The 20,738-nt window shown below is 74.8% G+C and carries 15 protein-coding genes and 1 riboswitch; of the genes, 5 read left to right on the forward strand and 10 right to left on the reverse strand.

Features of this window, described 5'->3' with window-relative positions; translation table 11 throughout:
* Positions 1 to 19 precede the first annotated feature (19 nt).
* From alaS to tsaD, 3 genes are read right to left on the reverse strand one after another with little or no spacing between them, the layout of a single operon-like run.
* Positions 20 to 2,680, reverse strand: coding sequence for an alanine--tRNA ligase (gene alaS / locus AC5WAM_RS04940; protein ID WP_495521707.1), 2,661 nt, complete (start codon positions 2,678 to 2,680; stop codon positions 20 to 22).
* A gap of 20 nt (positions 2,681 to 2,700) precedes the next feature.
* Complete coding sequence (locus AC5WAM_RS04945; RefSeq protein WP_495521708.1) at positions 2,701 to 3,279, reverse strand: GNAT family N-acetyltransferase; 579 nt, start codon at positions 3,277 to 3,279, stop codon at positions 2,701 to 2,703.
* Positions 3,279 to 4,343, reverse strand: a complete 1,065-nt coding sequence (gene tsaD / locus AC5WAM_RS04950; protein ID WP_366792141.1) for a tRNA (adenosine(37)-N6)-threonylcarbamoyltransferase complex transferase subunit TsaD — start codon at positions 4,341 to 4,343, stop codon at positions 3,279 to 3,281. Before tsaD ends, AC5WAM_RS04945 begins: the two co-directional genes overlap by 1 nt.
* A gap of 126 nt (positions 4,344 to 4,469) precedes the next feature.
* Positions 4,470 to 4,686, forward strand: a riboswitch (cobalamin riboswitch).
* Positions 4,687 to 4,848: 162 nt separating this feature from the next.
* Between tsaD and metE the strand changes: the two genes are divergently transcribed.
* Complete coding sequence (gene metE / locus AC5WAM_RS04955; protein WP_495521709.1) at positions 4,849 to 7,173, forward strand: 5-methyltetrahydropteroyltriglutamate--homocysteine S-methyltransferase; 2,325 nt, start codon at positions 4,849 to 4,851, stop codon at positions 7,171 to 7,173.
* A 45-nt stretch (positions 7,174 to 7,218) separates the two neighbouring features.
* On the opposite strand, the gene AC5WAM_RS04960 is transcribed toward metE, so the two are convergent.
* From AC5WAM_RS04960 to AC5WAM_RS04970, 3 genes are read right to left on the reverse strand one after another with little or no spacing between them, the layout of a single operon-like run.
* Positions 7,219 to 7,788, reverse strand: a complete 570-nt coding sequence (locus AC5WAM_RS04960) for a TetR/AcrR family transcriptional regulator (RefSeq protein WP_495521710.1) — start codon at positions 7,786 to 7,788, stop codon at positions 7,219 to 7,221.
* Positions 7,789 to 7,818: 30 nt separating this feature from the next.
* Positions 7,819 to 9,255, reverse strand: coding sequence for an amidase (locus AC5WAM_RS04965; RefSeq protein WP_495521711.1), 1,437 nt, complete (start codon positions 9,253 to 9,255; stop codon positions 7,819 to 7,821).
* On the reverse strand, positions 9,242 to 9,442 hold the full coding sequence (locus AC5WAM_RS04970) for a hypothetical protein (protein WP_366796161.1): 201 nt from the start codon (positions 9,440 to 9,442) through the stop codon (positions 9,242 to 9,244). The genes AC5WAM_RS04965 and AC5WAM_RS04970 overlap by 14 nt, the downstream gene beginning before the upstream one ends.
* 187 nt (positions 9,443 to 9,629) lie before the next feature.
* On the opposite strand from AC5WAM_RS04970, the gene AC5WAM_RS04975 reads away from it, so the two are divergent.
* From AC5WAM_RS04975 to AC5WAM_RS04990, 4 genes are all read left to right on the forward strand, one after another.
* Positions 9,630 to 10,508 carry an MBL fold metallo-hydrolase gene (locus tag AC5WAM_RS04975; RefSeq protein WP_366796160.1) on the forward strand — a complete coding sequence of 293 codons (879 nt, stop codon included), beginning with the start codon at positions 9,630 to 9,632 and terminating at the stop codon, positions 10,506 to 10,508.
* 111 nt (positions 10,509 to 10,619) lie between these two features.
* Positions 10,620 to 11,681 (forward strand): chitinase, encoded by a 1,062-nt coding sequence (locus AC5WAM_RS04980; protein WP_366796159.1) that lies wholly within the window; start codon positions 10,620 to 10,622, stop codon positions 11,679 to 11,681.
* A 183-nt stretch (positions 11,682 to 11,864) separates the two neighbouring features.
* The gene (locus tag AC5WAM_RS04985; protein WP_495521712.1) at positions 11,865 to 14,387 is read left to right on the forward strand and encodes a polysaccharide lyase family 8 super-sandwich domain-containing protein; all 2,523 of its coding nucleotides are present in this window, start codon (positions 11,865 to 11,867) and stop codon (positions 14,385 to 14,387) included.
* Between the two features lie 87 nt (positions 14,388 to 14,474).
* Positions 14,475 to 15,707: an MFS transporter gene (locus AC5WAM_RS04990; protein ID WP_495521713.1), complete on the forward strand. Its 1,233-nt coding sequence runs from the start codon at positions 14,475 to 14,477 to the stop codon at positions 15,705 to 15,707.
* A gap of 49 nt (positions 15,708 to 15,756) precedes the next feature.
* On the opposite strand, the gene AC5WAM_RS04995 is transcribed toward AC5WAM_RS04990, so the two are convergent.
* The 4 genes from AC5WAM_RS04995 to AC5WAM_RS05010 are packed head-to-tail and all read right to left on the reverse strand — an operon-like array spanning position 15,757 to position 20,648.
* On the reverse strand, positions 15,757 to 16,899 hold the full coding sequence (locus AC5WAM_RS04995; RefSeq protein ID WP_366796156.1) for an XdhC family protein: 1,143 nt from the start codon (positions 16,897 to 16,899) through the stop codon (positions 15,757 to 15,759).
* The gene (locus tag AC5WAM_RS05000; protein ID WP_495521714.1) at positions 16,892 to 19,063 is read right to left on the reverse strand and encodes a xanthine dehydrogenase family protein molybdopterin-binding subunit; all 2,172 of its coding nucleotides are present in this window, start codon (positions 19,061 to 19,063) and stop codon (positions 16,892 to 16,894) included. The genes AC5WAM_RS04995 and AC5WAM_RS05000 overlap by 8 nt, the downstream gene beginning before the upstream one ends.
* Positions 19,060 to 20,052: an FAD binding domain-containing protein gene (locus AC5WAM_RS05005; protein WP_366796154.1), complete on the reverse strand. Its 993-nt coding sequence runs from the start codon at positions 20,050 to 20,052 to the stop codon at positions 19,060 to 19,062. Before AC5WAM_RS05005 ends, AC5WAM_RS05000 begins: the two co-directional genes overlap by 4 nt.
* The gene (locus AC5WAM_RS05010; RefSeq protein WP_495521715.1) at positions 20,049 to 20,648 is read right to left on the reverse strand and encodes a (2Fe-2S)-binding protein; all 600 of its coding nucleotides are present in this window, start codon (positions 20,646 to 20,648) and stop codon (positions 20,049 to 20,051) included. Before AC5WAM_RS05010 ends, AC5WAM_RS05005 begins: the two co-directional genes overlap by 4 nt.
* Positions 20,649 to 20,738 lie beyond the last annotated feature (90 nt).

Consider the following 20,738-nt stretch of genomic DNA (forward strand, 5'->3'; position numbering starts at 1 on the left):
GTGGCTGCTCGCGCCGCGCTCAGGCGCCGAGTTCCTCGCGTACGACTCCGGGGAGTCCGGCCACCGCGGCCGCGAGCGCGTCCCGGTCCGTCCCGGCGCCCTGCGCCACCTCGTCCGAGCCGCCGCCGCGGCCGCCGAGCAGCCGCTTGACCAGGGCGGACGCGGACAGGCCCGCCGACCGTGCCGCCTCGTTCACCGCCACGGCGAGCACCGGCCTGTCGCCGGAGAGGGTCACGGCGGCCACGCCCGGCCGCTCGGGGCGCAGCCGTCCGCGCACTTCGAGGGCCAGGGCCCGCGCGGCGCCCGCGTCGCCCTCGGCCGTCGCGGTGGCCACGTACGCGCCGCCCACCTCGACGGCCCGCCCGGCGAGCTCGGCGGCGCGCGCGGCACGGGCCGCCTGCCGCAGGCGTTCGTTCTCCCGGTCGGCGGCCTTGAGCCGGGCGAGCAACGCGGCGACGCGGTCGGGGAGTTCGGCGCGCGGCGCCTGGAGCTGCTCGGCGATGCCGGCGAGGAGGTCGCGCTCGCGCGCGAGGTAGCCGAAGCCCTCGATGCCGACCGCGGCCTCCAGGCGCCGCATGCCCGCGCCCACCGACGACTCGGCGGTCAGCGCGATGACGCCGATCTGCGCGGCGTGCTCGACGTGGGTGCCGCCGCACAGCTCGCGCGACCAGGCGCCGCCGATCTCGACCACCCGGACCCGCTCGCCGTACGTCTCGTCGAACAGCGCGAGCGCGCCGAGCTCCTTGGCCTCGGGCAGCGTCATCCAGCGCACGCCGACGGGCAGGTCGCGGCGGAGGGCGCGGTTGGCGGCCTCCTCGACCTCGCTGCGGACGGTGGCGGAGAGGCCGCCGCGCCAGGGGAAGTCGAGGCGCAGCTGGCCCGGGCGGTTGTAGGAGCCGGACTGCAGGGCGGTCGGGCCGAGGATCTCGCGCAGGGCGGCGTGCAGCACGTGGGTGCCCGAGTGGGCCTGGCGCGCGCCGAGGCGCCACTCGGGGTCGACGGCCGCGTGCACGGCGTCGCCGACGGCCACCTCCCCTGCCGCGACGCGGATCTGATGGGCCACCAGGCCGGGCAGCGGCCGCTGCACGTCGAGCACCTCGGCCTCCAGCGAGGCCCCGGTGAGCCGTCCGGCGTCGCTGTCCTGGCCACCGGACTCGGCGTAGAACGGGGTGCGGTCGAGGACGGCGGTGACGATCTCGCCGTCCCGGGCGACCGGTACGGGACCCGCGGGGCCCAGCAGCGCGAGGACGCGGGAGTCCGTCGCCAGGGTGTCCCAGGCGCGCCAGTCGGTGGGCCCGTGCGCGTCGAGGACGGCGCGCAGGGCCGAAGTGTCGGGGGCGGAGCCGGACTTGCGGGCGCGGGCGTCGGCGCGGGCCCGCTCGCGCTGCTCGCGCATGAGCGCCGTGAAGCCGTCGCGGTCGACCTCGACGCCCTGTTCGGCGGCCATTTCCAGGGTGAGGTCGATGGGGAAGCCGTAGGTGTCGTGCAGCAGGAAGGCCTGGGCGCCGGGCAGGTGGCGCCCGCCGTCGGCCTTGACCCGGGTGACCGCGGTGTCCAGGACGGTGGTGCCCTGCTTGAGGGTGGCGCGGAAGGCGTCCTCCTCGCCCTGGGCCTGGTCGGCGATGCGCGCGAAGGCGTCGGCGACCTCCGGGTAGCTCGGCGCCATCCGGTCGCGGGCGACGGCGAGCAGGTCCGCGAGCGCCGGGTCGCCGTACCCGAGCTGGCGCAGGGAGCGCACGGCGCGGCGCAGGATGCGGCGCAGCACGTAGCCGCGGCCCTCGTTGCCGGGCGCGGTGTTGTCGGCGAGCAGCATCAGGGCGGTGCGGACGTGGTCGGCGACGACGCGCAGACGGACGTCGGCGGTGGCGTCGGCGCCGTAGCGGACCCCGGCGAGCTCGGCGGCGCGGTCGAGGACGGGCCGGGTCTCGTCGGTCTCGTACAGGTTGTCGACGCCCTGGAGGAGGGTGGCCATGCGCTCCAGGCCCATGCCGGTGTCGATGTTACGGCGGGGCAGTTCGCCGAGGATCGGGAAGCCGGTCTTGCCGGTGCCCTCGCCGCGTTCGTACTGCATGAAGACGAGGTTCCAGAACTCCATGTACCGGTCCTCGTCGACGGCGGGGCCGCCCGCGCGGCCGAGGGCGGGGCCCCGGTCGTAGAACAGCTCCGAGGACGGTCCGCACGGGCCGGGCACGCCCATGTGCCAGAAGTTGTCCTCGTCGCCGCGCGCCACGATCCGCTCGTCGGGCAGCTCCGCGAGCCGCCGCCACAGGGCGCGCGCCTCGGTGTCGGAGTGGTGCACGGTGACCCAGATCCGGGCCGGGTCGAGGCCGTAGCCGCCGTCGGCGACGGGGCGGGTGCTCAGCTCCCAGGCGTAGGCGATGGCCTCCTCCTTGAAGTAGTCGCCGAAGGAGAAGTTGCCGTTCATCTGGAAGAACGAGCCGTGCCGGGTGGTCTTGCCCACCTCCTCGATGTCGAGGGTGCGCACGCACTTCTGCACGCTGGTGGCGCGCGGCCACGGCGGTGCCACCTCGCCGGTCAGATACGGCTTGAACGGCACCATGCCCGCGTTGACGAACAGGAGCGTCGGGTCGGGCGTGGGCAGCGGGGCGCTGGGCACCACGGTGTGGCCGCGCTCGGCGAAGAAGTCGAGGAAGCGGGTGCGGATGTCGGCGGTGCGCAAGGCGTGCTCCGGGCGGGGGCTCAGGGTGACAGGGGCGGGGCGGCGGCGGTGCGCGCCGGGTGGTGGGGGCCGAGGAAGACGGCGGTGCCGTGGCCGTCGGGGGCGGGGTGGGTGACCTGCCGCCAGCCGAGCCGCTCGTAGAAGCGGACGGTGGCGTCGGCCCGCACGGACGTGAGCAGCCAGCAGCGGGCGTCGGGCGCGTCGCGCGTGACCGCTTCGAGGAGCGTACGGCCGAGTCCGCGCCCGTGCGCGCCGGGCACGACGGCGAGTTCGTCGACCTCCAGGCCGCCGCACAGCCAGGCGGCGGTGCGCTCGGCGCCGAGCGCGGCGGTGACGCGCGGGTAGGAGCGGGCGTCCGGCAGCGGGGTGCTCGACGTCCAGGCCGTGGCGAAGCCGAGCACCCGCTCGCCGTCGAGGGCGACGGCGCCCGCGAAGCCGGGCCGGGCGGCGTCGGCCGCGAGGCGCGTCAGATACCCGTCGGCCTCGGCGGGCTCCGCGTGCCAGGGCGGCTCGGCGAACGCGGCGGCGTAGACGGCGCGGATGCCCTCGCGGTGGGCGAGCAGGCCGGGGCCCGCGAGGCGGTGCACGACGGCGGCCATCAGGCGGCCCTCGCGACGCGGGCGACGGGGTGCAGCGCGGCGTGCTCAAGGGGCGCCGAGGGGTCGATGGACACGTCGAGGGGTGCGGGCTCGGCGCCCGCGCGCACCAGGAGGTCGCCGACGGCGGCGATCATCGCGCCGTTGTCGGTGCACAGGCCCAGCGGCGGGACGCGCAGGGTGATCCCCGCGGCCCGGCAGCGCTCCTCGGCGAGGGCCCGCACCCGGGAGTTGGCGGCGACGCCGCCGACGACCACGAGCGTGCCCACGCCGTGCGCGGCGCAGGCCGCGACCGCCTTGCGGGTCAGGACGTCGGCGACGGCCTCCTGGAGCGCGGCGGCCCCGTCGGCGACCGGCAGTTCGCGGCCCCGGTGGCTCTCGGCCCAGCGGGCCGCGGCGGTCTTCAGACCGGAGAACGAGAAGGCGTACGGGTCGTCGCGCGGCCCGGTCAGGGGGCGCGGGAAGGCCACCGCGTCCGACGAGCCCGCGCGGGCCGCGCGGTCGACGGCGGGGCCGCCCGGGTAGGGCAGGCCGAAGACGCGGGCCACCTTGTCGAAGCACTCCCCCGCGGCGTCGTCCAGGGTGTCGCCCAGGTGGGTGATGGGGTCCCGGGCGAGGTCGCGCACGAGCAGCAGCGAAGTGTGGCCGCCGGAGACGATGAGGACCACGCACGGGTCCGGCAGCGGCCCGTGCTCCAGGGTGTCGGCGGCGACGTGCCCGGCCAGGTGGTGCACGCCGTACAGCGGTACGTCGAGTGCGTACGCGAGGCCCTTCGCCCCGGCGAGGCCGACCTGGAGGGCGCCGGAGAGGCCCGGCCCGGTCGTCACGGCCACCGCGCCGATGTCGCCGAGCCGCAGCCCCGCCCGGTCGAGGGCGCTGCGGACCACCGGGTTCAGCGCGTGCACGTGGGCGCGGGCGGCGATCTCGGGGACGACGCCGCCGAAGCGGGCGTGCTCGTCCATGCTGGACGCGACGGCGTGCCCGAGCAGCTGCCCGTCCCGCACGAGACCTGCCCCGGTCTCGTCGCACGAAGACTCGATCCCCAGAACGATCCGAGGGGGTGCCATGCGTGTACTCCCGCTTCTTCCGCGTGCCGACCGGCCCAGCTAATGCGGCTCCATAGTAATTGCAATCAATATGCAATAAGCCGCGCCTGTCGTCTTCCCCCCTCCCCCGGACAGGGGTTCATCACCTACGCTTGCGGCGCGACTGGTTCGTCCTGCCCGCCAGGCAGTGGCGTCGTAAGAGGGAACCCGGTGGAAATCCGGGACTGCCCCGCAGCGGTGAGTGGGAACGACCGCCGTCATACGCACTGGGTCCGGCACGGACCCGGGAAGCGACGGCCAGTAGGTGACCTCCTCGGAGGTCTCGCCCGCGAGTCCGAAGACCTGCCCGTTGCCCGTGCGCGCCCCGGCGTGCGCGGCTCACCGGTGACCTCGTGGGCGGGTCGGCGTACACATCGGGCACAGGCGCGCGGCCATCGACGGCCGTGGCCGGTCGGCCGGTCTGTTGCTCCTTCGCGCTCCCGATCGTCCCGGGACCCACACGACATTGCTCGCGAAGGAGAGTTCTGTGACAGACAAGTCCGCAGCCGCGGCGGCACGGGCCACCGTGTACGGCTACCCCCGCCAGGGCGCAGACCGGGAGTTGAAGAAGGCCGTCGAGGGCTACTGGAAGGGCCGCGTCAGCGCTGCGGGCCTGCGGGAGACGGCGGCCCTACTGCGCCGCACGAACTGGGAGCAGCTCGCGGACGCCGGTGTCCACGAGGTGCCGACCGGCGACTTCTCGTACTACGACCACGTCCTGGACACGAGCGTGATGGTCGGCGCGATCCCCGCGCGGCACCGCGCCGCCGTCGCGGCGGACCCGCTGGACGGCTACTTCGCGATGGCCCGGGGCACCGCGGAGGTGGCGCCCCTCGAAATGACCAAGTGGTTCGACACCAACTACCACTACCTGGTGCCGGAGCTGGGCCCGGACACCGTGTTCGCGGCGGACGCGACGAAGCAGGTCGCCGAGGTGAAGGAGGCGCTCGCGCTCGGCCTCGCCGCGCGCCCCGTGCTCGTCGGCCCGGTCACCTATCTGCTGCTCGCCAAGCCCGCGCCGGACGTCGATCCGGGCTTCGAGCCGCTGACCCTCCTGGACCGGCTGCTTCCGGTGTACGCGGAGGTCCTCGCCGATCTGCGGGCGGCGGGCGCCGCCTGGGTGCAGCTGGACGAGCCCGCGCTCGTGCAGGACCGCACGCCCGCCGACCTGAACGCGGCGGCCCGCACCTACCGCGACCTGGGCGCGCTCGACGACCGTCCGAAGCTGCTCGTCGCCTCCTACTTCGACCGGCTCGGCGAGGCGCTCCCCGTGCTCGCCAAGGCGCCCGTGGACGGGCTGGCCGTCGACTTCACGGGGCCCGCCGCCGCCAACCTGGACGACCTCGCGCGGGCGGGCGGCCTGCCCGGCAAGCGCCTGGTCGCGGGGGTCGTCGACGGGCGCAACATCTGGATCAACAACCTGGAGAAGTCCCTCAGCACCCTCGGCACCCTGCTCGGGCTCGCCGACCGCGTGGACGTCGCCGCCTCCTGCTCCCTGCTGCACGTGCCGCTGGACGCCGCCGTCGAGCGCGACATCGACCCGCAGGTCGCCCGCTGGCTCGCCTTCGCCCGGCAGAAGACGACCGAGCTGGTCACCCTGGCCCGCGGCCTGTCCCAGGGCCCGGACACCATCGCCGCCGAACTCGCCGCGAACCGCGCCGACCTGGCGTCGCGCGCGGGCTCCGCGCTCACCCACGACCCGGCAGTGCGCGCCCGCGCCGCCGCCGCGACCGCCGCCGACGCCCGGCGCGCGCAGCCCTACCCCGAGCGGGCCGCCGCCCAGCGCGCGAGCCTGGGCCTGCCGCTGCTCCCGACGACCACCATCGGCTCGTTCCCGCAGACCACCGAACTGCGGGCGGCCCGCGCCGACCTGCGCGCGGGCCGCATCGACACGGCCCGGTACGAGGAGCGCATCGAGTCCGAGATCCAGGCGGTGCTCTCCTTCCAGGAGAAGGCGGGCATCGACGTCCTGGTGCACGGCGAGCCCGAGCGCAACGACATGGTCCAGTACTTCGCCGAGCAGCTCACCGGCTATCTGGCGACCCGGCACGGCTGGGTCCAGTCGTACGGCACGCGCTATGTGCGGCCGCCGGTGCTCGCCGGGGACATCTCGCGCCCGGAGCCGATGACGGTGCGCTGGACCGCGTACGCGAACGCGCTCACCGACCGGCCCGTCAAGGGCATGCTGACCGGTCCGGTGACGATGCTCGCGTGGTCGTTCGTCCGCGACGACCAGCCGCTCGGCGACACCGCGCGCCAGGTGGCGCTCGCCCTGCGCGACGAGGTGAACGACCTGGAGGCGGCGGGCACGTCGGTGATCCAGGTCGACGAGCCGGCGCTGCGCGAGACGCTTCCGCTGCGCGCCGCGGACCGGGCCGCGTACCTGCGGTGGGCGACGGAGTCCTTCCGGCTCACCACGAGCGGCGTGCGGCCGGAGACGCAGATCCACACCCACATGTGCTACGCGGAGTTCGGCGACGTCCTCCAGGCCATCGACGACCTCGACGCGGACGTCATCAGCCTGGAGGCGGCCCGCTCGCACATGCAGGTCGCGGACGAGCTGGCCGCCGCGGGCTATCCGCGCGAGGTGGGTCCCGGCGTGTACGACATCCACTCGCCGCGGGTGCCGGGCGCCGACGAGGCGGCCGCCCTGCTGCGCAAGGGACTTGAGGCCATCCCGGCCGGGCGCCTGTGGGTCAACCCGGACTGCGGCCTGAAGACGCGCGGCTGGCCGGAGACCCGGGCCTCCCTGGAGAACCTGGTCGCCGCCGCGCGGCAGGTCCGGGCCGAGCTGACGGCGCGGGAGTCCTGACGCGCGCCGCCCGGTGGCCGGGACGCCCCGGCCACCGGGCGGCGCTCAGCGGTCGCCCTGGGCGAGGACCGCTGCCACGAGGTCGCGCGCGAACCGCGGTGACAGGCCGTCCGGCCGGAACAGGATCCGGAAGAGCAGCGGCGCGACCACGTGGTCCATGACGGCCTCGCGCTCCGGCAGCCCCCGCTCGCCCCGCTCGGCGGCGCGGGCCAGGAGCAGGTCGATGTGCTCGGCGGAGTAGTCCGAGCAGCGGCTCGCGTTGCCGCTCTCGGGGTCACCGAGGAGCGCGTCGCGCAGATAGGCCCGGCCCGGCGCCGACGACATCTCCTCCAGGAAGTGCTCGGCCCACGCCGTCAGGTCGGCGCGGAAGCCGCCGTGGTCCGCGGGGTCCGCCTCGGGCCGCAGCCGCTCGACCGCGACGTCCGACAGGAGCTCCTGGAGGTCGCCCCAGCGGCGGTAGACCGTGGACGGCGTGACCCCGGCCCGCGCCGCGACCAGCGGGACGGTCAGCGCCGCGCGGCCCTGCTCCGCTTCCAGCTCGCGCACGGCGGCGTGCACGGACGCCTGCACCCGGGCGCTGCGCCCGCCGGGTCGGGCCATGGGCCTGGGACTCATGCCGTTCACCTTAACGCGCATTCCTAGCTTCTACGGGACGGCGAGCCCGGCCCCGGCGGGGCGCTCGGACGGGCACGGCGACGGGCCGGGGCCGCCCGCGACCGGCGCGGCGACCGGCGTCGGAGCGAGTGCGCCCGTGTCCGGCCGCGTCCGTTCGTACGCCTGCCCCGCGCGCAGCAGCGTCCGCTCCCCGCGGGGGCGTCCGATGAGCTGCATGCCCAGGGGAAGGCCCGCGCCGTCGCGGCCGACGGGCACGGTCAGGGCGGGCAGCCCGGTGATGTTGGCGGGCGCGGACAGGCGTACGTAGGCGTCCGGCACGCTCTCCGCCGTGCCGTCGGGCCACCGCACGGACTGCTGTCCGGCGCGGACCGCGGTCAGCGGCACGGCGGGCGCGGCGATGACGTCGACCTCCTCCAGGAGCGGCGCCCACTCCTGCCGCATCAGGGTGCGGGCGCGCTGGGCCCGCAGGTAGTCGCCCGCGTGGAACAGCTCGCCCGCCTCGAGGAGGACGCGGACGTCGTCCCCGTACAGCTCGGGCGTGGTGCGCAGCGTCCGCTCGTGGTTCGCGCTGGCCTCGGGGACCATCAGGCCCCACTGGACCGCCTGGACGTAGCGGGTCATCGGGATGCGCACGTCGACGAGGTCGGCACCCAGCTCGCGCAGGCGTTCGACGGCGGCCCGCACGGCGGCTTCGACGTCAGGGGTGACGCGGTCGAAGTAGTAGTTGACGGGGACGCCGACCCGAAGGCCCGTCAGATCCCTTTCCTCGTACGGGAGATGGGCGTCTCCGGTCAGGGCGGGCAGCACGAGTGCGGCGTCCTGGACCGTGCGCGCGAGGGGGCCGACGTGGTCGAGGGACCAGGACAGGGAGGTCACTCCGCGCGTGGGGACCAGGCCGTAGGTGGGCTTCAGGCCGACCACGCCGCCCAGCGCGGCGGGGACCCGGATGGAGCCGCCGGTGTCGGTGCCGATCGAGAAGAGCGCGGCTCCGGCCGCCACGGCGACGGCCGAGCCGCCGCTCGACCCGCCCGCGACCCGGTCGGCGTCCCAGGCGTTGCGGGTCTGCGGCGTCGTCAGGCCGTAGGCGAACTCGTGCGTGTGGGCCTTGCCGAGCAGGACGCCGCCCGCCGCCGCGAGCCGGGCGGCGACGGCGCTGTCGGCGTCCGCCACATGGCCCTCGCGCACGCGGGAACTGGCGCTCGTGGGCTGCCCCTTGACGTCGATGAGGTCCTTCAGGGCGTACGGGACGCCGTGCAGGGGGCCGCGCGCACGCCCGGCGGCGAGGTCGCGCTCCGCCTCCTCGGCGGCCCGGCGGGCAGCTTCGGCCCGCACCTCCACATAGGCGTTGAGGCGCGGCTCCACCTCCGCGACGCGCTCCAGGACCGACGCGGTGAGTTCGACCGGGGACAGTTCGCGCGCGGCGATCGCGGCGGCCGCGGCGGCGAGGGTCAGCTCATACGGCCGCATCGCGCACCTCCGCCCCGGCGGGCGCGGGCGCCACGTCGGTGAGGTCGAGCTCGCGCAGGGTCGCGACGACGGCGTGGATGTGCGCGGCGGTGGCGGCCACGGCGTCGAGGCGCTCATCGGCCAGCGGGAGGCCCGCGCGGCGGGCCCAGCGGGCCGCGTCGTGGCGGTCGAGGTCGGCAGGGGGCATGGGGTGGGTCCTTCCGGACGGGACGAGAGGGATGAGACGAGGGGAGGCAGGGGGAGGCAGGGGAACCGCAAAAGCTAAAGGTTTGCTTTAGGTCACCCTAGGGGCTAGCCTCCACTAACGCAAAGGCATTGCCTTAAGCCCGCCGGACCGCCGGGGGGCGGCCCTCGATCGAGTCACGGAGTCCCGCATGAACCACCACCCCGCCCCCACTTGGACCGTGGGAAGCATCGCCGTGCACCGCGTCGACGAGATCGACTTCCCGCCCGAGACGGGCGCCTGGCTGCTGCCCGACGCCACCCCGGACACCGTCGCCCGAACGCCGTGGCTCACCCCGGACTTCGCCGACGCCGACGGCGTGCTGCGCGCGTCCAGCCACAGCTTCGCGTTCACCGTCGAGGACCGGCGGATCCTCGTCGACACGGGCATCGGCAACGGCAAGCAGCGCGCCCTGCCCGCCTGGAACGACCTGGACACCGACTACCTCGACCGGCTCACCGCCGCGGGCTTCCCGCCCGAGTCCGTGGACCTGGTGATCCTCACCCATCTGCACGCCGACCACGTCGGCTGGAACACCCGCCTGGACGGCGGGAGTTGGGTGCCGACCTTCCCCAACGCCCGCTATCTCACCACCCGCACGGAGTGGGACCACTGGGCGACCGCCGAGATGGAGGAGTCCCGGCGCCAGATGTTCCGGGACTCCGTGCATCCGGTCCACGAGGCGGGCCTGCTCGACTTGGCGGACACCACGGAGGGCCCCGTCACGCTCGCGCCGGGCCTGCGGCTCCTCCCGGCCCCCGGCCACACCCCCGGCCAGGTCGCCGTGGAGCTGGGCGACGCGGGCGCCACCGCGCTGATCACCGGGGACGCCGTCCACCACCCCGTCCAGCTGGCGCACCCGGAGATCAACAGCTGCGTGGACATCGACCCCGCCCTGGCCCGCAGGACCCGCCGCGCCCTGCTCGGCGCGGCCGCGGACACCGGAGCGCTCCTGCTCGGCACCCACTTCGCCCCGCCGACGGGGGGCCGCGTCGCGCCGGAGGGCGAAGGCTGGCGGCTCGACGCCTGACGCATCGACAGTTTCAGATTGGACCAGACCTATTGACGACAGGTCTATACCTACTTACCGTCGGCCGCATCACATCCCATCCGTAGCAAGGCCTCCCCGAGGGAGCACGCCATGATCGGTCGGACGGTACGTCTGTTGGGAGCGGCCCTGGCGCTGGCCTTCGCGGCACAGTTGCCCGCCGCGGCGGCGCCGGACGCGCCGGCGGCAGCGCAGGACGAGACCTGTCCGGTCAAGTCCAAACCCGCGGGCAAGGTCCTCCAGGGCTACTGGGAGAACTGGGACGGCGCGTCGAACGGGGTCCACCCGCCGTTCGGCTGGACCCCCATCACCGACGCCCGCATCGGCGCCCACGGCTACAACGTGATCAACGCCGCCTTCCCCGTGATCCGCTCCGACGGCACGGTCCTGTGGGAGGACGGCATGGACGCCACCGTGAAGGTGGCGACCCCGTCGGAGATGTGCCAGGCCAAGGCGAACGGCGCCACGATCCTCATGTCGATCGGCGGCGCGGCGGCCGGGATCGACCTGAATTCGAGCGCGGTGGCCGACCGCTTCGTGCAGACGATCGTGCCGATCCTCAAGAAGTACAACTTCGACGGGATCGACATCGACATCGAGACCGGCCTCGTCGGCGGCGGCAACATCAACCAGCTCTCGCCCTCCCAGTCCAACCTCATCCGCATCATCGACGGCGTGCTCGCCCAGATGCCGCCAGGCTTCGGACTGACGATGGCCCCGGAGACGGCGTACGTCACCGGCGGCAGCGTGGTGTACGGCTCGATCTGGGGCGCGTACCTGCCGATCGTCAAGAAGTACGCGGACAACGGCCGCCTGTGGTGGCTGAACATGCAGTACTACAACGGCAGCATGTACGGCTGCGCGGGCGACTCCTACTCCGCGGGCACCGTCCAGGGCTTCGTCGCCCAGACCGACTGCCTCAACAAGGGCCTGAACATCCAGGGCACCACCATCAAGGTCCCCTACGACAAGCAGGTGCCGGGCCTCCCCGCGCAGCCCGGCGCGGGCGGCGGCCACATGTCGCCGAGCCTCGTCTCCCAGGCCTGGAACAACTACAAGGGCGCCCTCAAGGGCCTGATGACCTGGTCGATCAACTGGGACGGGTCGCGGAACTGGACGTTCGGCGACAACGTCAAGCGCCTCCAGGGGCGTTGAACCACGGCCTCGGACGGCCCTCCATCGACGTCCCCCGCCCGGCGGCAGCCACCGCCGGGCGGGGGACGTCGTCGTGCCGGGCCCGGCCGGATCGCTCGGCGCCGGGCCCGTCCCCTTGCCCGGGCCACTCCCCTCTGCTTGACTCCGCCGCCGACAGGCCACCCCCACTCGCGGAGGACCCCCATGGACCTCACCCGCAGACGTCTGCTCTCCGCGCTCGCCGCCGCCGGGCTGCTGAGCGTCGTCCCCCGGCGGCAGGCGAGCGCGGCCGACCGGGACCGCCTCGTCGCCAACGTGGTGGCCGTGTTCGCCGGGACTCCGGACTCCAACGCCAGGCCCGAGACCCGCGCCAAGCTCGCCGCCGTCGAGCGCACCGCGCGGGCGAACCTGAGGGCGCTCGACGACGCGGGACCGGACGAGCTGTTCGACGGCCTCGTGCTCGGCACCGACGAGGCCGACCTCAACACCGCCTTCCGCAAGCTGTCCGAGATCGCGCTCGCCACCCGCACGCCCGGGCTCCCCGCCCCCGACCTGTACGGGAACACGTCCGTGCAGCGCCGCGTCGTCGACGGCCTCACCTGGCTGCACGAGCGGTACTACGGCGACCAGGCCAAGGGCTACTACGGCAACTGGTTCCACTGGGAGATCGGCATCTCCCAGCACGTCAGCAGGACGCTGGTGCTGCTCGCCGACGCGGTCCGCGCGTACCGTCCCGAGCTGATCCGCACCTACGTCGCCTCCATGGACGCGTACCTGCGCAACGGCGTCGGCGGGGACGTGAACCTGGACTCCCGGTTCCACACCGGGGCCAACCTCGCCGACATCACCACCAACCGCGTCCTGCAGGGCGTGCTGCTCGCCGACGACGCCCGCGTGCGCAAGGCACTCACCGACCAGCTCACGGTGTTCGCCACCGTCGACCCCTACGACCTCAAGCACGGCGTGACGGACGGGCACTACGCCGACGGATCGTTCCTCCAGCACTCCTCCGTCGCCTACACGGGCTCGTACGGGAAGGGGCTCCTCACCCGGGTGGTGCAGACCCTGAAGTTCCTCGACGGGACGGGCTTCGCGCACGGCGAGGAACTGGTGCCGGTCGTGCTGCGGTGGGTGCGGGACGGTTTCGCCCCGGTGATCTTCGAGGGCTGGATGATGGAGATCGTCAAGGGCCGGGCGGTGTCCCGCACCGACACCGGATACGCCGACGTGGGCGTGGTCGTCGAGGCCGTCGTCGACCTGGCGTCGCTCGCGCGCGGCGACGACGCGCGCGCCCTGCGGAGCTATGTGAAGCACGTGCGGCAGACGTCCCGCGTCGCCCCCGACCCGAACCGGTTCGTCTCCCCCGTCAGCATCGTGCGGTACGCCGACGTCCTCGGCGACGCGTCCGTCCCGGCCGCCGACCTCAACCCCGCCGCGCGGTGCGTCGCGTTCAACGCCATGGACAGGACCGTGCACCGCAGACCCGGCTACGCGTTCGCGCTCGCCCGCAGCTCGGACCGGATCAGCAAGTACGAGTACATGAACGGGGAGAACCTGCTGCCCTGGTTCCAGGGGGACGGCGCCCACTATCTGTATCTGTCGGGGCAGGACCAGACGGACGCCTTCGGGGTCGACTACTTCACCGCCGTTTCGCCCTACGGGCTCGCCGGGGTCACGGCCCCGGTGGAGACGCGCCGCTCCGTGCCCGAGCTCTACGGCAAGCCCTACTACGACAACCCCTCCCACCCACTGCACTTCACGTCGTCCTCCGAGTCGCAGAACACGTACGTGTACTTCCCGCGCGGCACCAACCGGTTCTCGGGCGGTGCCGTCCTGGGCGCGTACGGCGCCGCCGGAATGGTGCAGTCGAGCGATGTCGCCGACCGCGACCGCGCCCTGCTGCCGGACGACTTCGTGACGTACCGCAACGCCTCCGCCACCAAGTCGTGGTTCCTGTTCGACGAGGAGGTCGTCGTGCTCGCGGCGGGCGTCGGGGACGCCGCCGGGCGCGCGGTGACCACGACCCTCGACACCCGGATCTGCGCGCCGGGCGACCGCGTGACCCTCACCGGGGCACTGCGCGACGGACGGCGCTGGAACGGCACCGGGGTCGGCCGCCTCGCCTGGCTGCGCTGGGCCGACGCCTCGCGGGGCGACGCGGTCGGCTACGCCTTCCTGGACACGCCCCCGGTGCGCGTCGCCCTGGACGACGTGACGCGCAGCCGCCGCGTCGTCAGGACGGCGAACCCGGACACTCCCGTGACCCGCGGGGTGTTCGCCGTGCGGGTCGAGCAGGAGGCCGGAGCCGACCCCGCGCGACTGGCCTACGCGCTGCTGCCGCACGCCGACGAGGCGCGGCTGCGGTCGTACGCGGCGGTCGAGGTGCTCGCCAACTCCTCGCGCCTCCAGGCGGTCACCCACACCCGCATCGGCCTGACGGCCCTCAACTCCTTCGCGGACGGCCGCCAGGAGGTGGGGCGGCTGTGCGTGGACGGGCCCGCGTCGGTCCTCGTGCGGCGCGGGCCCGGCAGCCCGTCCGTCGAGGTCGCCGTGTCGGACCCGACCATGGGCAGGGACGCCGTCGGGGTGCTGCTGCGCGGCCGTCCGCTGCGCGTCGTCGACGCCGACGCCGGGGTGCGCGTCCGGGCCGTCCCCGGCGGCACCAGGATCGACGTCACCACGCGCCACGCGTACGGCCGCAGCCTCACGGTCGCCCTGCGCCCTTGAGAAATCCCCGGCGCGGCCCCACCGTCGTGTACACCCGCAAATTCCGGGTGCGCACCGGCGACGGTGCGCCCGTGGTGTGGAGGACGCATGGCGACGGACAAGACGGACAGGTCGACGAACCGGCGCGGCGTGGCCGTCGTCGCCGCCCTGATGCTGGGCGCTTTCGCCTTCAACACCACCGAGAACTTACCGATCGGCATCCTCAAGCTGATGGCGGACGACCTGGACCGGTCGCTGTCCGCCGTCGGACTCCTGGTGTCCGGGTACGGCCTGACCGTGGCCCTCGTATCGGTGCCGATCGCCCGCGCGACCCGGTCCGTGCCGCGCCGTCTCGTCCTGTGCGCCCTGCTCGCCACGCTGCTCCTGGCGAGCGTCGTGGCCGCGCTGGTCCCCTCGTACGGGGTCCTGTTGGTCAGCCGGCTGGTGACGGCGGTGGCCCAGGCGCTGTTCTGGGCGGTGATGGGGCCGGTCGCGGTGGGGCTCTTCCCGCCGCACGTGCGGGGCCGTGTCATCGGGGCGCTCTCGGTGGGCGGTTCGGCCGCGCTGGTCCTGGGCGTGCCCGGCGGCACCTGGCTGGGGCAGCACACCGGCTGGCAGGTGCCGTTCCTGGTGGTGGGCGCGCTCGCCGTCCCCTCGTTCGTCGTCATCGCCGCCGCCCTGCCCGCCTCGCGCCCGGAGGAGAGCCACGCCGCCCGGGGGGTGCGGCCCGACAGGCGGCGCTTCGCGGTCGTCCTGAGCGTCACGGCCCTCACGGTCACGGGGGTGTTCGCCGGGTACACGTACATCTCCGAGTTCCTCGTCGACGAGAGCGGGTTCTCGGAGTCCGCCGTGAGCACGCTGCTGCTCGTCCTCGGCATCACCGGCATCGTCGGCGTCGCGGTGTACGGGCGCCTCCTCGACCGGTTCCCGCGCGCGACGCTCGCGGTGCCGGTGGCCACCCAGGCGGTGGCGCTGCTCGGCCTGTACGCGGCGGGCGACTCGCGGGCGGTCGCCACCGCGATGATGGTGTGCCTCGGCGCCTCGCTCGGCCCGGTCTTCATGGCCACGCAGCACCAGGTCATGTACGTCGCCCCGGGCCGCACCGAGACGGCCGTCGCGGCGAACAGCGCCGCGTTCAACGCGGGAGTGGCCGCGGGCGCCCTCGCGGGCGGCCTGCTGCTGCCCCTCGTCGGCGTCCGGGGCACGTTCCTCGTCGGCGGCCTGATGACGCTGGCCGCGCTCGCGCTGCTCCTGGAGGAGCACCTCCCGCGCCGCGGGGAGCGGCGGGCCGCAGCGCCGCAGGGGGCGACGGCCCGTGCGGACGTGGGCGCGCGGCCCTGACGCGCCGGGCCCGGACGCGGTGTGCGCCGTCCGGGCCCCCGTGCCGTGCTCAGGCTCCCGCCGGTACCCGGCGCTCCCGTCCGTCCCGGTGGATCGGCACCCGCGTGCCGGTGAGCGACACGCCCGTGCCGCCGCGCCGGGTCGCCACGATCTCGGCGGCGATGGACAGCGCCGTCTCCTCGGGGGTGCGCGCGCCGAGGTCGAGGCCGATCGGCGAGTGGAGCAGTGCCAGTTCGCCCTCCGTGAGGCCCGCCGCGCGCAGCCTGCGCATGCGGTCGTCGTGGGTGCGGCGCGAGCCCATCGCGCCGACGAACGCGACCGGGAGACGCAGGGCCACCTCCAGGACGGGCACGTCGAACTTGGCCTCGTGCGTGAGCACGCACACCACCGTGCGGGCGTCCGTGCCGGTGCCCCGCAGATAGCGGTGCGGCCAGTCCACGACCACCTCGTCGGCCTCGGGGAAGCGCGCCGGGGTGGCGAAGACGGGCCGGGCGTCGCACACCGTGACGCGGTAGCCGAGCAGTTTGCCGGTGCGGACGAGGGCCGCGGCGAAGTCCACCGCGCCGAACACGATCATGCGCGGCGGCGGCGCGCTCACCTCGACGAGCAGCGTCACCCCGCCGGGGCAGCGCGCACCGTCCTCGGACACCTCGACGGTGCCGGTGCGCCCGGCGTCGAGCAGGGCGCGGGCCTCCGCCGCGGCCGTGCGGTCCAGGGCCGCGGCGCCGCCGAAGCCGCCCGCGCAACTACCGTCGGCGCGGACGAGCAGGGCGCGGCCCAGCAGTTCCGCAGGGCCCCGGGCCACCCGGACCAGGGCCGTCGGCTCGCCGTCACCGACCCGGCCGAGCGCCTGCCCCACCACCGCGCGGTCCGGGGAGTCCGCACCGTACGGCGTGACCAGGATCTTGAGGGTGCCGCCGCAGGTGAGGCCGACGGCGAAGGCGTCCTCGTCGCTGTAGCCGAACTCCTCCACCACCGCCGTGCCCTCCTGGAGCGCGCGCAGGCACAGGTCGTACACCGCGCCCTCGACGCAGCCGCCGGAGACCGAACCGACGGCCGTGCCCTCGCTGTCGACGGCGAGCGCGGCGCCGGGGCCGCGCGGGGCGCTGCCGCCGACGGCCACCACGGTGGCGACGGCGAAGGCGCGGCCCGCGTCGGTCAAGCGCCGCAGCTCGTCGGCGATGTCAAGCATGGCCGTCCCCGTCTCCGCCCCCGGCGGGCGTCGCCGCGGCTCCGGTGCCCGCGAGGAGCACCCGGTCCGGCCGGATCGGCAGGTCCCGGTGGCGCACCCCGGTCGCGTGCCAGACGGCGTTGGCGACGGCCGCCGCCACGCCCACGACCCCGATCTCGCCGATGCCCTTGATGCCGACGGGGTCGTCCTCGTCGACGTCCTCGACCCAGTCGGCCTCGATGGCCGGTACGTCGGCGTGCGCGGCGTAGTGGTAGCCCGCGAGGTCGGCGCCCACGTGGGTGCCGGACGCCGTGTCCCTGGCCGCCTCCTCGTGCAGCGCCATCGACAGGCCCCACGTCATGCCGCCGACCAGCTGGCTGCGCGCGGTCAGCGGGTTGACGATGCGGCCCGCGGCGAACATGCCGAGCATCCTGCGGACCCGTACCTCACCGGTGGTGACGTCCACGGCGACCTCGGCGAACTGGGCGCCGTAGGAGTGGCGTTCCTTCCTGGCGAGGGCGGCGAGCACCTCGCTGGTGTCGGACCGTGCCGTGATCCCCTCCGGTGGTACCGCGCCGCCGAGGGCCAGGCGCTCCCGCAGCTCGCGCGCGGCCAGGGACACGGCCCAGCCCCAGGAGCGCGTGCCCATGGAGCCGCCCGCGAGCCACGCCAGGCCGAAGTCGCTGTCCGCGATGCGCACCCGCACCCGGTCCGGCGCCGCCTCCAGGGCGTCCGCGGCGATCTGGGTGAGCGCGGTGCGGGCGCCGGTGCCCACGTCGGACGCGGTGATCCGCACGGTGAAGGTGCCGTCGGGCTCCGCCGTCACGGCCGCCGTGGACGGCGACGCCCCGACGAAGAACGTGGCCGCGGCCGTGCCGGTGCCGATCAGCCAGCGCCCGTCACGGCGCGTGCCCGGACGAGGGTCGCGCTCCGCCCAGCCGAAGCGCCGGGCGCCCTCCCGGAAGCAGGCGACCAGGTTGCGGCTGCCGAAGGGGAGGCCGGAGACGGGGCCGACGGCGGGTTCGTTGCGCGCGCGCAGCGCGATCGGGTCGAGGCCGCACTTCTCGGCCAGCTCGTCCATGGCGCTCTCCAGGGCGAACGAGCCGGGCGCCTCACCGGGCGCGCGCATGAACGTCGGCGTGGGCACGTCCAGGGGCACCACGCGGTTGACGGAGTGGTGGGCGTCGGCCGCGTACAGGTTGCGCCCGAACGAGGCGCTGGGCTCGACGAACTCGAAGAGCGTCGACGTCACGTTGTGCCCCTCGTGCCCGAGCGCCCGCAGCCGCCCGTCGGGGTCGGCGCCGAGGCGCACGTGCTGGGTCGTCGCGCTGCGGTAGCCGACCACCGAGAACATCTGCCGCCGGGTCAGGACGACGCGCACGGGCCGGTCGAGGACCGTCGCCGCCATCGCGGCGGCCACCTGGTGCGGCCGCAGGCCCTTGCAGCCGAAGGCGCCGCCGACGTGCTCGGAGCGGACCCGCACGGAGCCCGGGTCGAGCGAGAACAGCCTGGCCAGCTCGTCGGCGATCCAGTGGCTGCCCTGGTTGGAGTCGACGACTTCGAGCCTGCCGCCCTCCCAGCGGGCGGCCGCCGCGTGCGGCTCCATCGGGTTGTGGTGCTCTTCGGGGGTGGTGTACCGCTCGTCCACCACCACGGCGGAGGCGGCGAGTTCCGCCTCGATGTCGCCCTTGGTGGCCTCGTTGGGCGCGCCGAGCACGCTCTGCGGCGTGTAGGCGTCCGCGTGGCCCGCGTGGAAGCCGACGTCGTGCGGCTCCTCGGCGTAGCGCACCCGGAGCGTCTGGGCGGCCTCGCGCGCCTGCTCGGAGGTCTCGGCGACGACGAGGGCGACCGGCCAGCCCGCGTACGGCACGCGGTCGTGCTGGAAGAGCCCGACGACGGGGTCGGGCGGTCCGATCGTGCCCACGTACCCGGCGTCGACGCGCGGGGCGTTGCCGTGGTGCAGCACCGCGAGCACGCCGGGCAGTTGGAGGACGTCCTCGGCGTCCACGCCGAGGACGCGTCCCTTGGCGACGGTCGACAGGACGAGCCAGCCGTGGGCGAGTTCCTCGAAGGGCAGCTCACCGGCGTAGCGGGCGGCTCCGGTGACCTTGTCGCGGCCCTCGATCCGGGTGTGCCCGGTGCCGACGGCTCCCGATCCGGCCGACGTGCGGGTGGCGGTGGTCATCGGCCCGCCTCCTCGGCGAGTTCGGTCAGGACGGCGATGACGAGGTTGCGCATCAAGGTGACCTTGTATCCGTTGTGGGGCAGGGGCGCGGCGGCCGCGAGCTCGGCGTCCGCGGCGGCGGCGAAGGCCTCGGCGCTCGCCGGGCCGCCGGTCAGCGCCCGCTCGGCGGCGTGCGCCCGCCAGGGCCGCGAGGCGACGGCGCCGAAGGCCAGGCGCACCTCGTGGACCAGGCCGTCCCGCACGTCCAGGGCGGCGGCGAGCGAGCCGATCGCGAAGGCGTACGAGGCGCGTTCGCGCACCTTGCGGTAGCGGGAGCGCGCGGCGACCGGGGCAGGCGGCAGGGTGACGCCCGTGATCAGGGCGCCGCGCGGCAGGGCGGTCTCCTCGTGCGGCGTGTCCGCCACCGGCAGGTAGAAGTCCGCGAGCGGCACCTCGCCGGGGCCGTCCAGGGTTTCGTACGAGACGACGGCGTCGAAGGCGGCGAGCGCGACGCCCATGTCCGAGGGGTGCACCGCGACGCAGTGCTCGGTGGCGCCGAGGATGGCGTGGTTGCGGTGCTCGCCCGCGACGGCGGAGCAACCGCTGCCGGGCGTCCGCTTGTTGCACGGCCGCGCCAGGTCGGTGAAGTAGGCGCAGCGGGTGCGCTGCAGGAGGTTGCCGCCGACCGTGGCCATGTTCCGCAGCTGGCCGGACGCGCCGGCGAGGACTGCTTGGCTCAACGCCGGGTACTGGCGGCGCACTTGGGGGTGGGCGGCGAGGTCGCTGTTGCTGACGGTGGCGCCGATCCGCAGGCCTCCGTCGGCGGTCGGTTCGATGGCGCCCAGGGGCAGTCCGGTGACGTCCACGAGCCGCTCGGGGCGCTCCACGCCCGCCTTCATGAGGTCGACGAGGTTGGTGCCGCCCGCCAGGAAGCGCGTACCGCCGTCGGCGCCGTGCAGGGCGACGGCGCCGGGGACGTCCGGAGCGCGCAGATAGCCGAACTCCCTCATGCCACGGCCTCCTTGCCCGCCTCGACGGTTCCCTCGGCCGGGTCGGCCGGAGTCGCCAGGGCCGCGCGCTCGACGGCTCGCACGATGGACACATAGGCGCCGCACCGGCACAGGTTGCCGCTCATCCGCTCCCGGATCTCCTCGGCGGTCAGCGGCGGCACGGCCGCGTCGGGCCGTACGTCGGCGGTCACGGCGCTCGGCCAGCCCGCCGCGTGCTCGTCGAGCACGGCGAGGGCCGAACAGATCTGCCCCGGCGTGCAGTACCCGCACTGGAAGCCGTCGAGGTCGAGGAACGCCTGCTGCACCGGGTGCAGTTGGCCGCCCCGGGCCACGCCTTCGATGGTGGTGATCTCGCGCCCTTCGGCGGCCACCGCCAGCTGCAGGCAGGAGACGGTGCGGCGGCCCTCGACCAGCACGGTGCAGGCGCCGCACTGGCCCTGGTCGCAGCCCTTCTTGGTGCCGGTCAGATCCAGGCGCTCGCGCAGCACGTCGAGCAGCGTCGCGCGGTGGTCGACGGGCAGCGTGTGCTTCTCGCCGTTGACGGTGAGCGTGATGACGCTGCCCGTCGCGGCGGTTTCCGAGGGGGGTGGAGCCATGGTCAAGCCTTCTTTCGCGGACGCGGTGACGGCGCGCGCTCGCGGCCGGGACGTGCCCGGGCCGACGGGACGTGCTTGAACTGGTGGGGC

It is taken from the genome of Streptomyces sp. JLYT201, assembly GCF_059448825.1.

Bases quoted from the DNA above. Each gene is read 5' to 3' on its own strand.
- AC5WAM_RS05005 (WP_366796154.1), bottom strand. From the start codon at position 20,052: ATGAGGGAGTTCGGCTATCTGCGCGCTCCGGACGTCCCCGGCGCCGTC.
- AC5WAM_RS04970 (WP_366796161.1), bottom strand. From the start codon at position 9,442: ATGCCCCCTGCCGACCTCGACCGCCACGACGCGGCCCGCTGGGCCCGC.
- AC5WAM_RS04960 (WP_495521710.1), bottom strand. From the start codon at position 7,788: ATGAGTCCCAGGCCCATGGCCCGACCCGGCGGGCGCAGCGCCCGGGTG.
- AC5WAM_RS04980 (WP_366796159.1), top strand. From the start codon at position 10,620: ATGATCGGTCGGACGGTACGTCTGTTGGGAGCGGCCCTGGCGCTGGCC.
- AC5WAM_RS04965 (WP_495521711.1), bottom strand. From the start codon at position 9,255: ATGCGGCCGTATGAGCTGACCCTCGCCGCCGCGGCCGCCGCGATCGCC.
- AC5WAM_RS04995 (WP_366796156.1), bottom strand. From the start codon at position 16,899: ATGCTTGACATCGCCGACGAGCTGCGGCGCTTGACCGACGCGGGCCGC.
- AC5WAM_RS04945 (WP_495521708.1), bottom strand. From the start codon at position 3,279: ATGGCCGCCGTCGTGCACCGCCTCGCGGGCCCCGGCCTGCTCGCCCAC.
- AC5WAM_RS04985 (WP_495521712.1), top strand. From the start codon at position 11,865: ATGGACCTCACCCGCAGACGTCTGCTCTCCGCGCTCGCCGCCGCCGGG.
- AC5WAM_RS04990 (WP_495521713.1), top strand. From the start codon at position 14,475: ATGGCGACGGACAAGACGGACAGGTCGACGAACCGGCGCGGCGTGGCC.
- AC5WAM_RS05000 (WP_495521714.1), bottom strand. From the start codon at position 19,063: ATGACCACCGCCACCCGCACGTCGGCCGGATCGGGAGCCGTCGGCACC.
- AC5WAM_RS05010 (WP_495521715.1), bottom strand. From the start codon at position 20,648: ATGGCTCCACCCCCCTCGGAAACCGCCGCGACGGGCAGCGTCATCACG.
- tsaD (WP_366792141.1), bottom strand. From the start codon at position 4,343: ATGGCACCCCCTCGGATCGTTCTGGGGATCGAGTCTTCGTGCGACGAG.
- AC5WAM_RS04975 (WP_366796160.1), top strand. From the start codon at position 9,630: ATGAACCACCACCCCGCCCCCACTTGGACCGTGGGAAGCATCGCCGTG.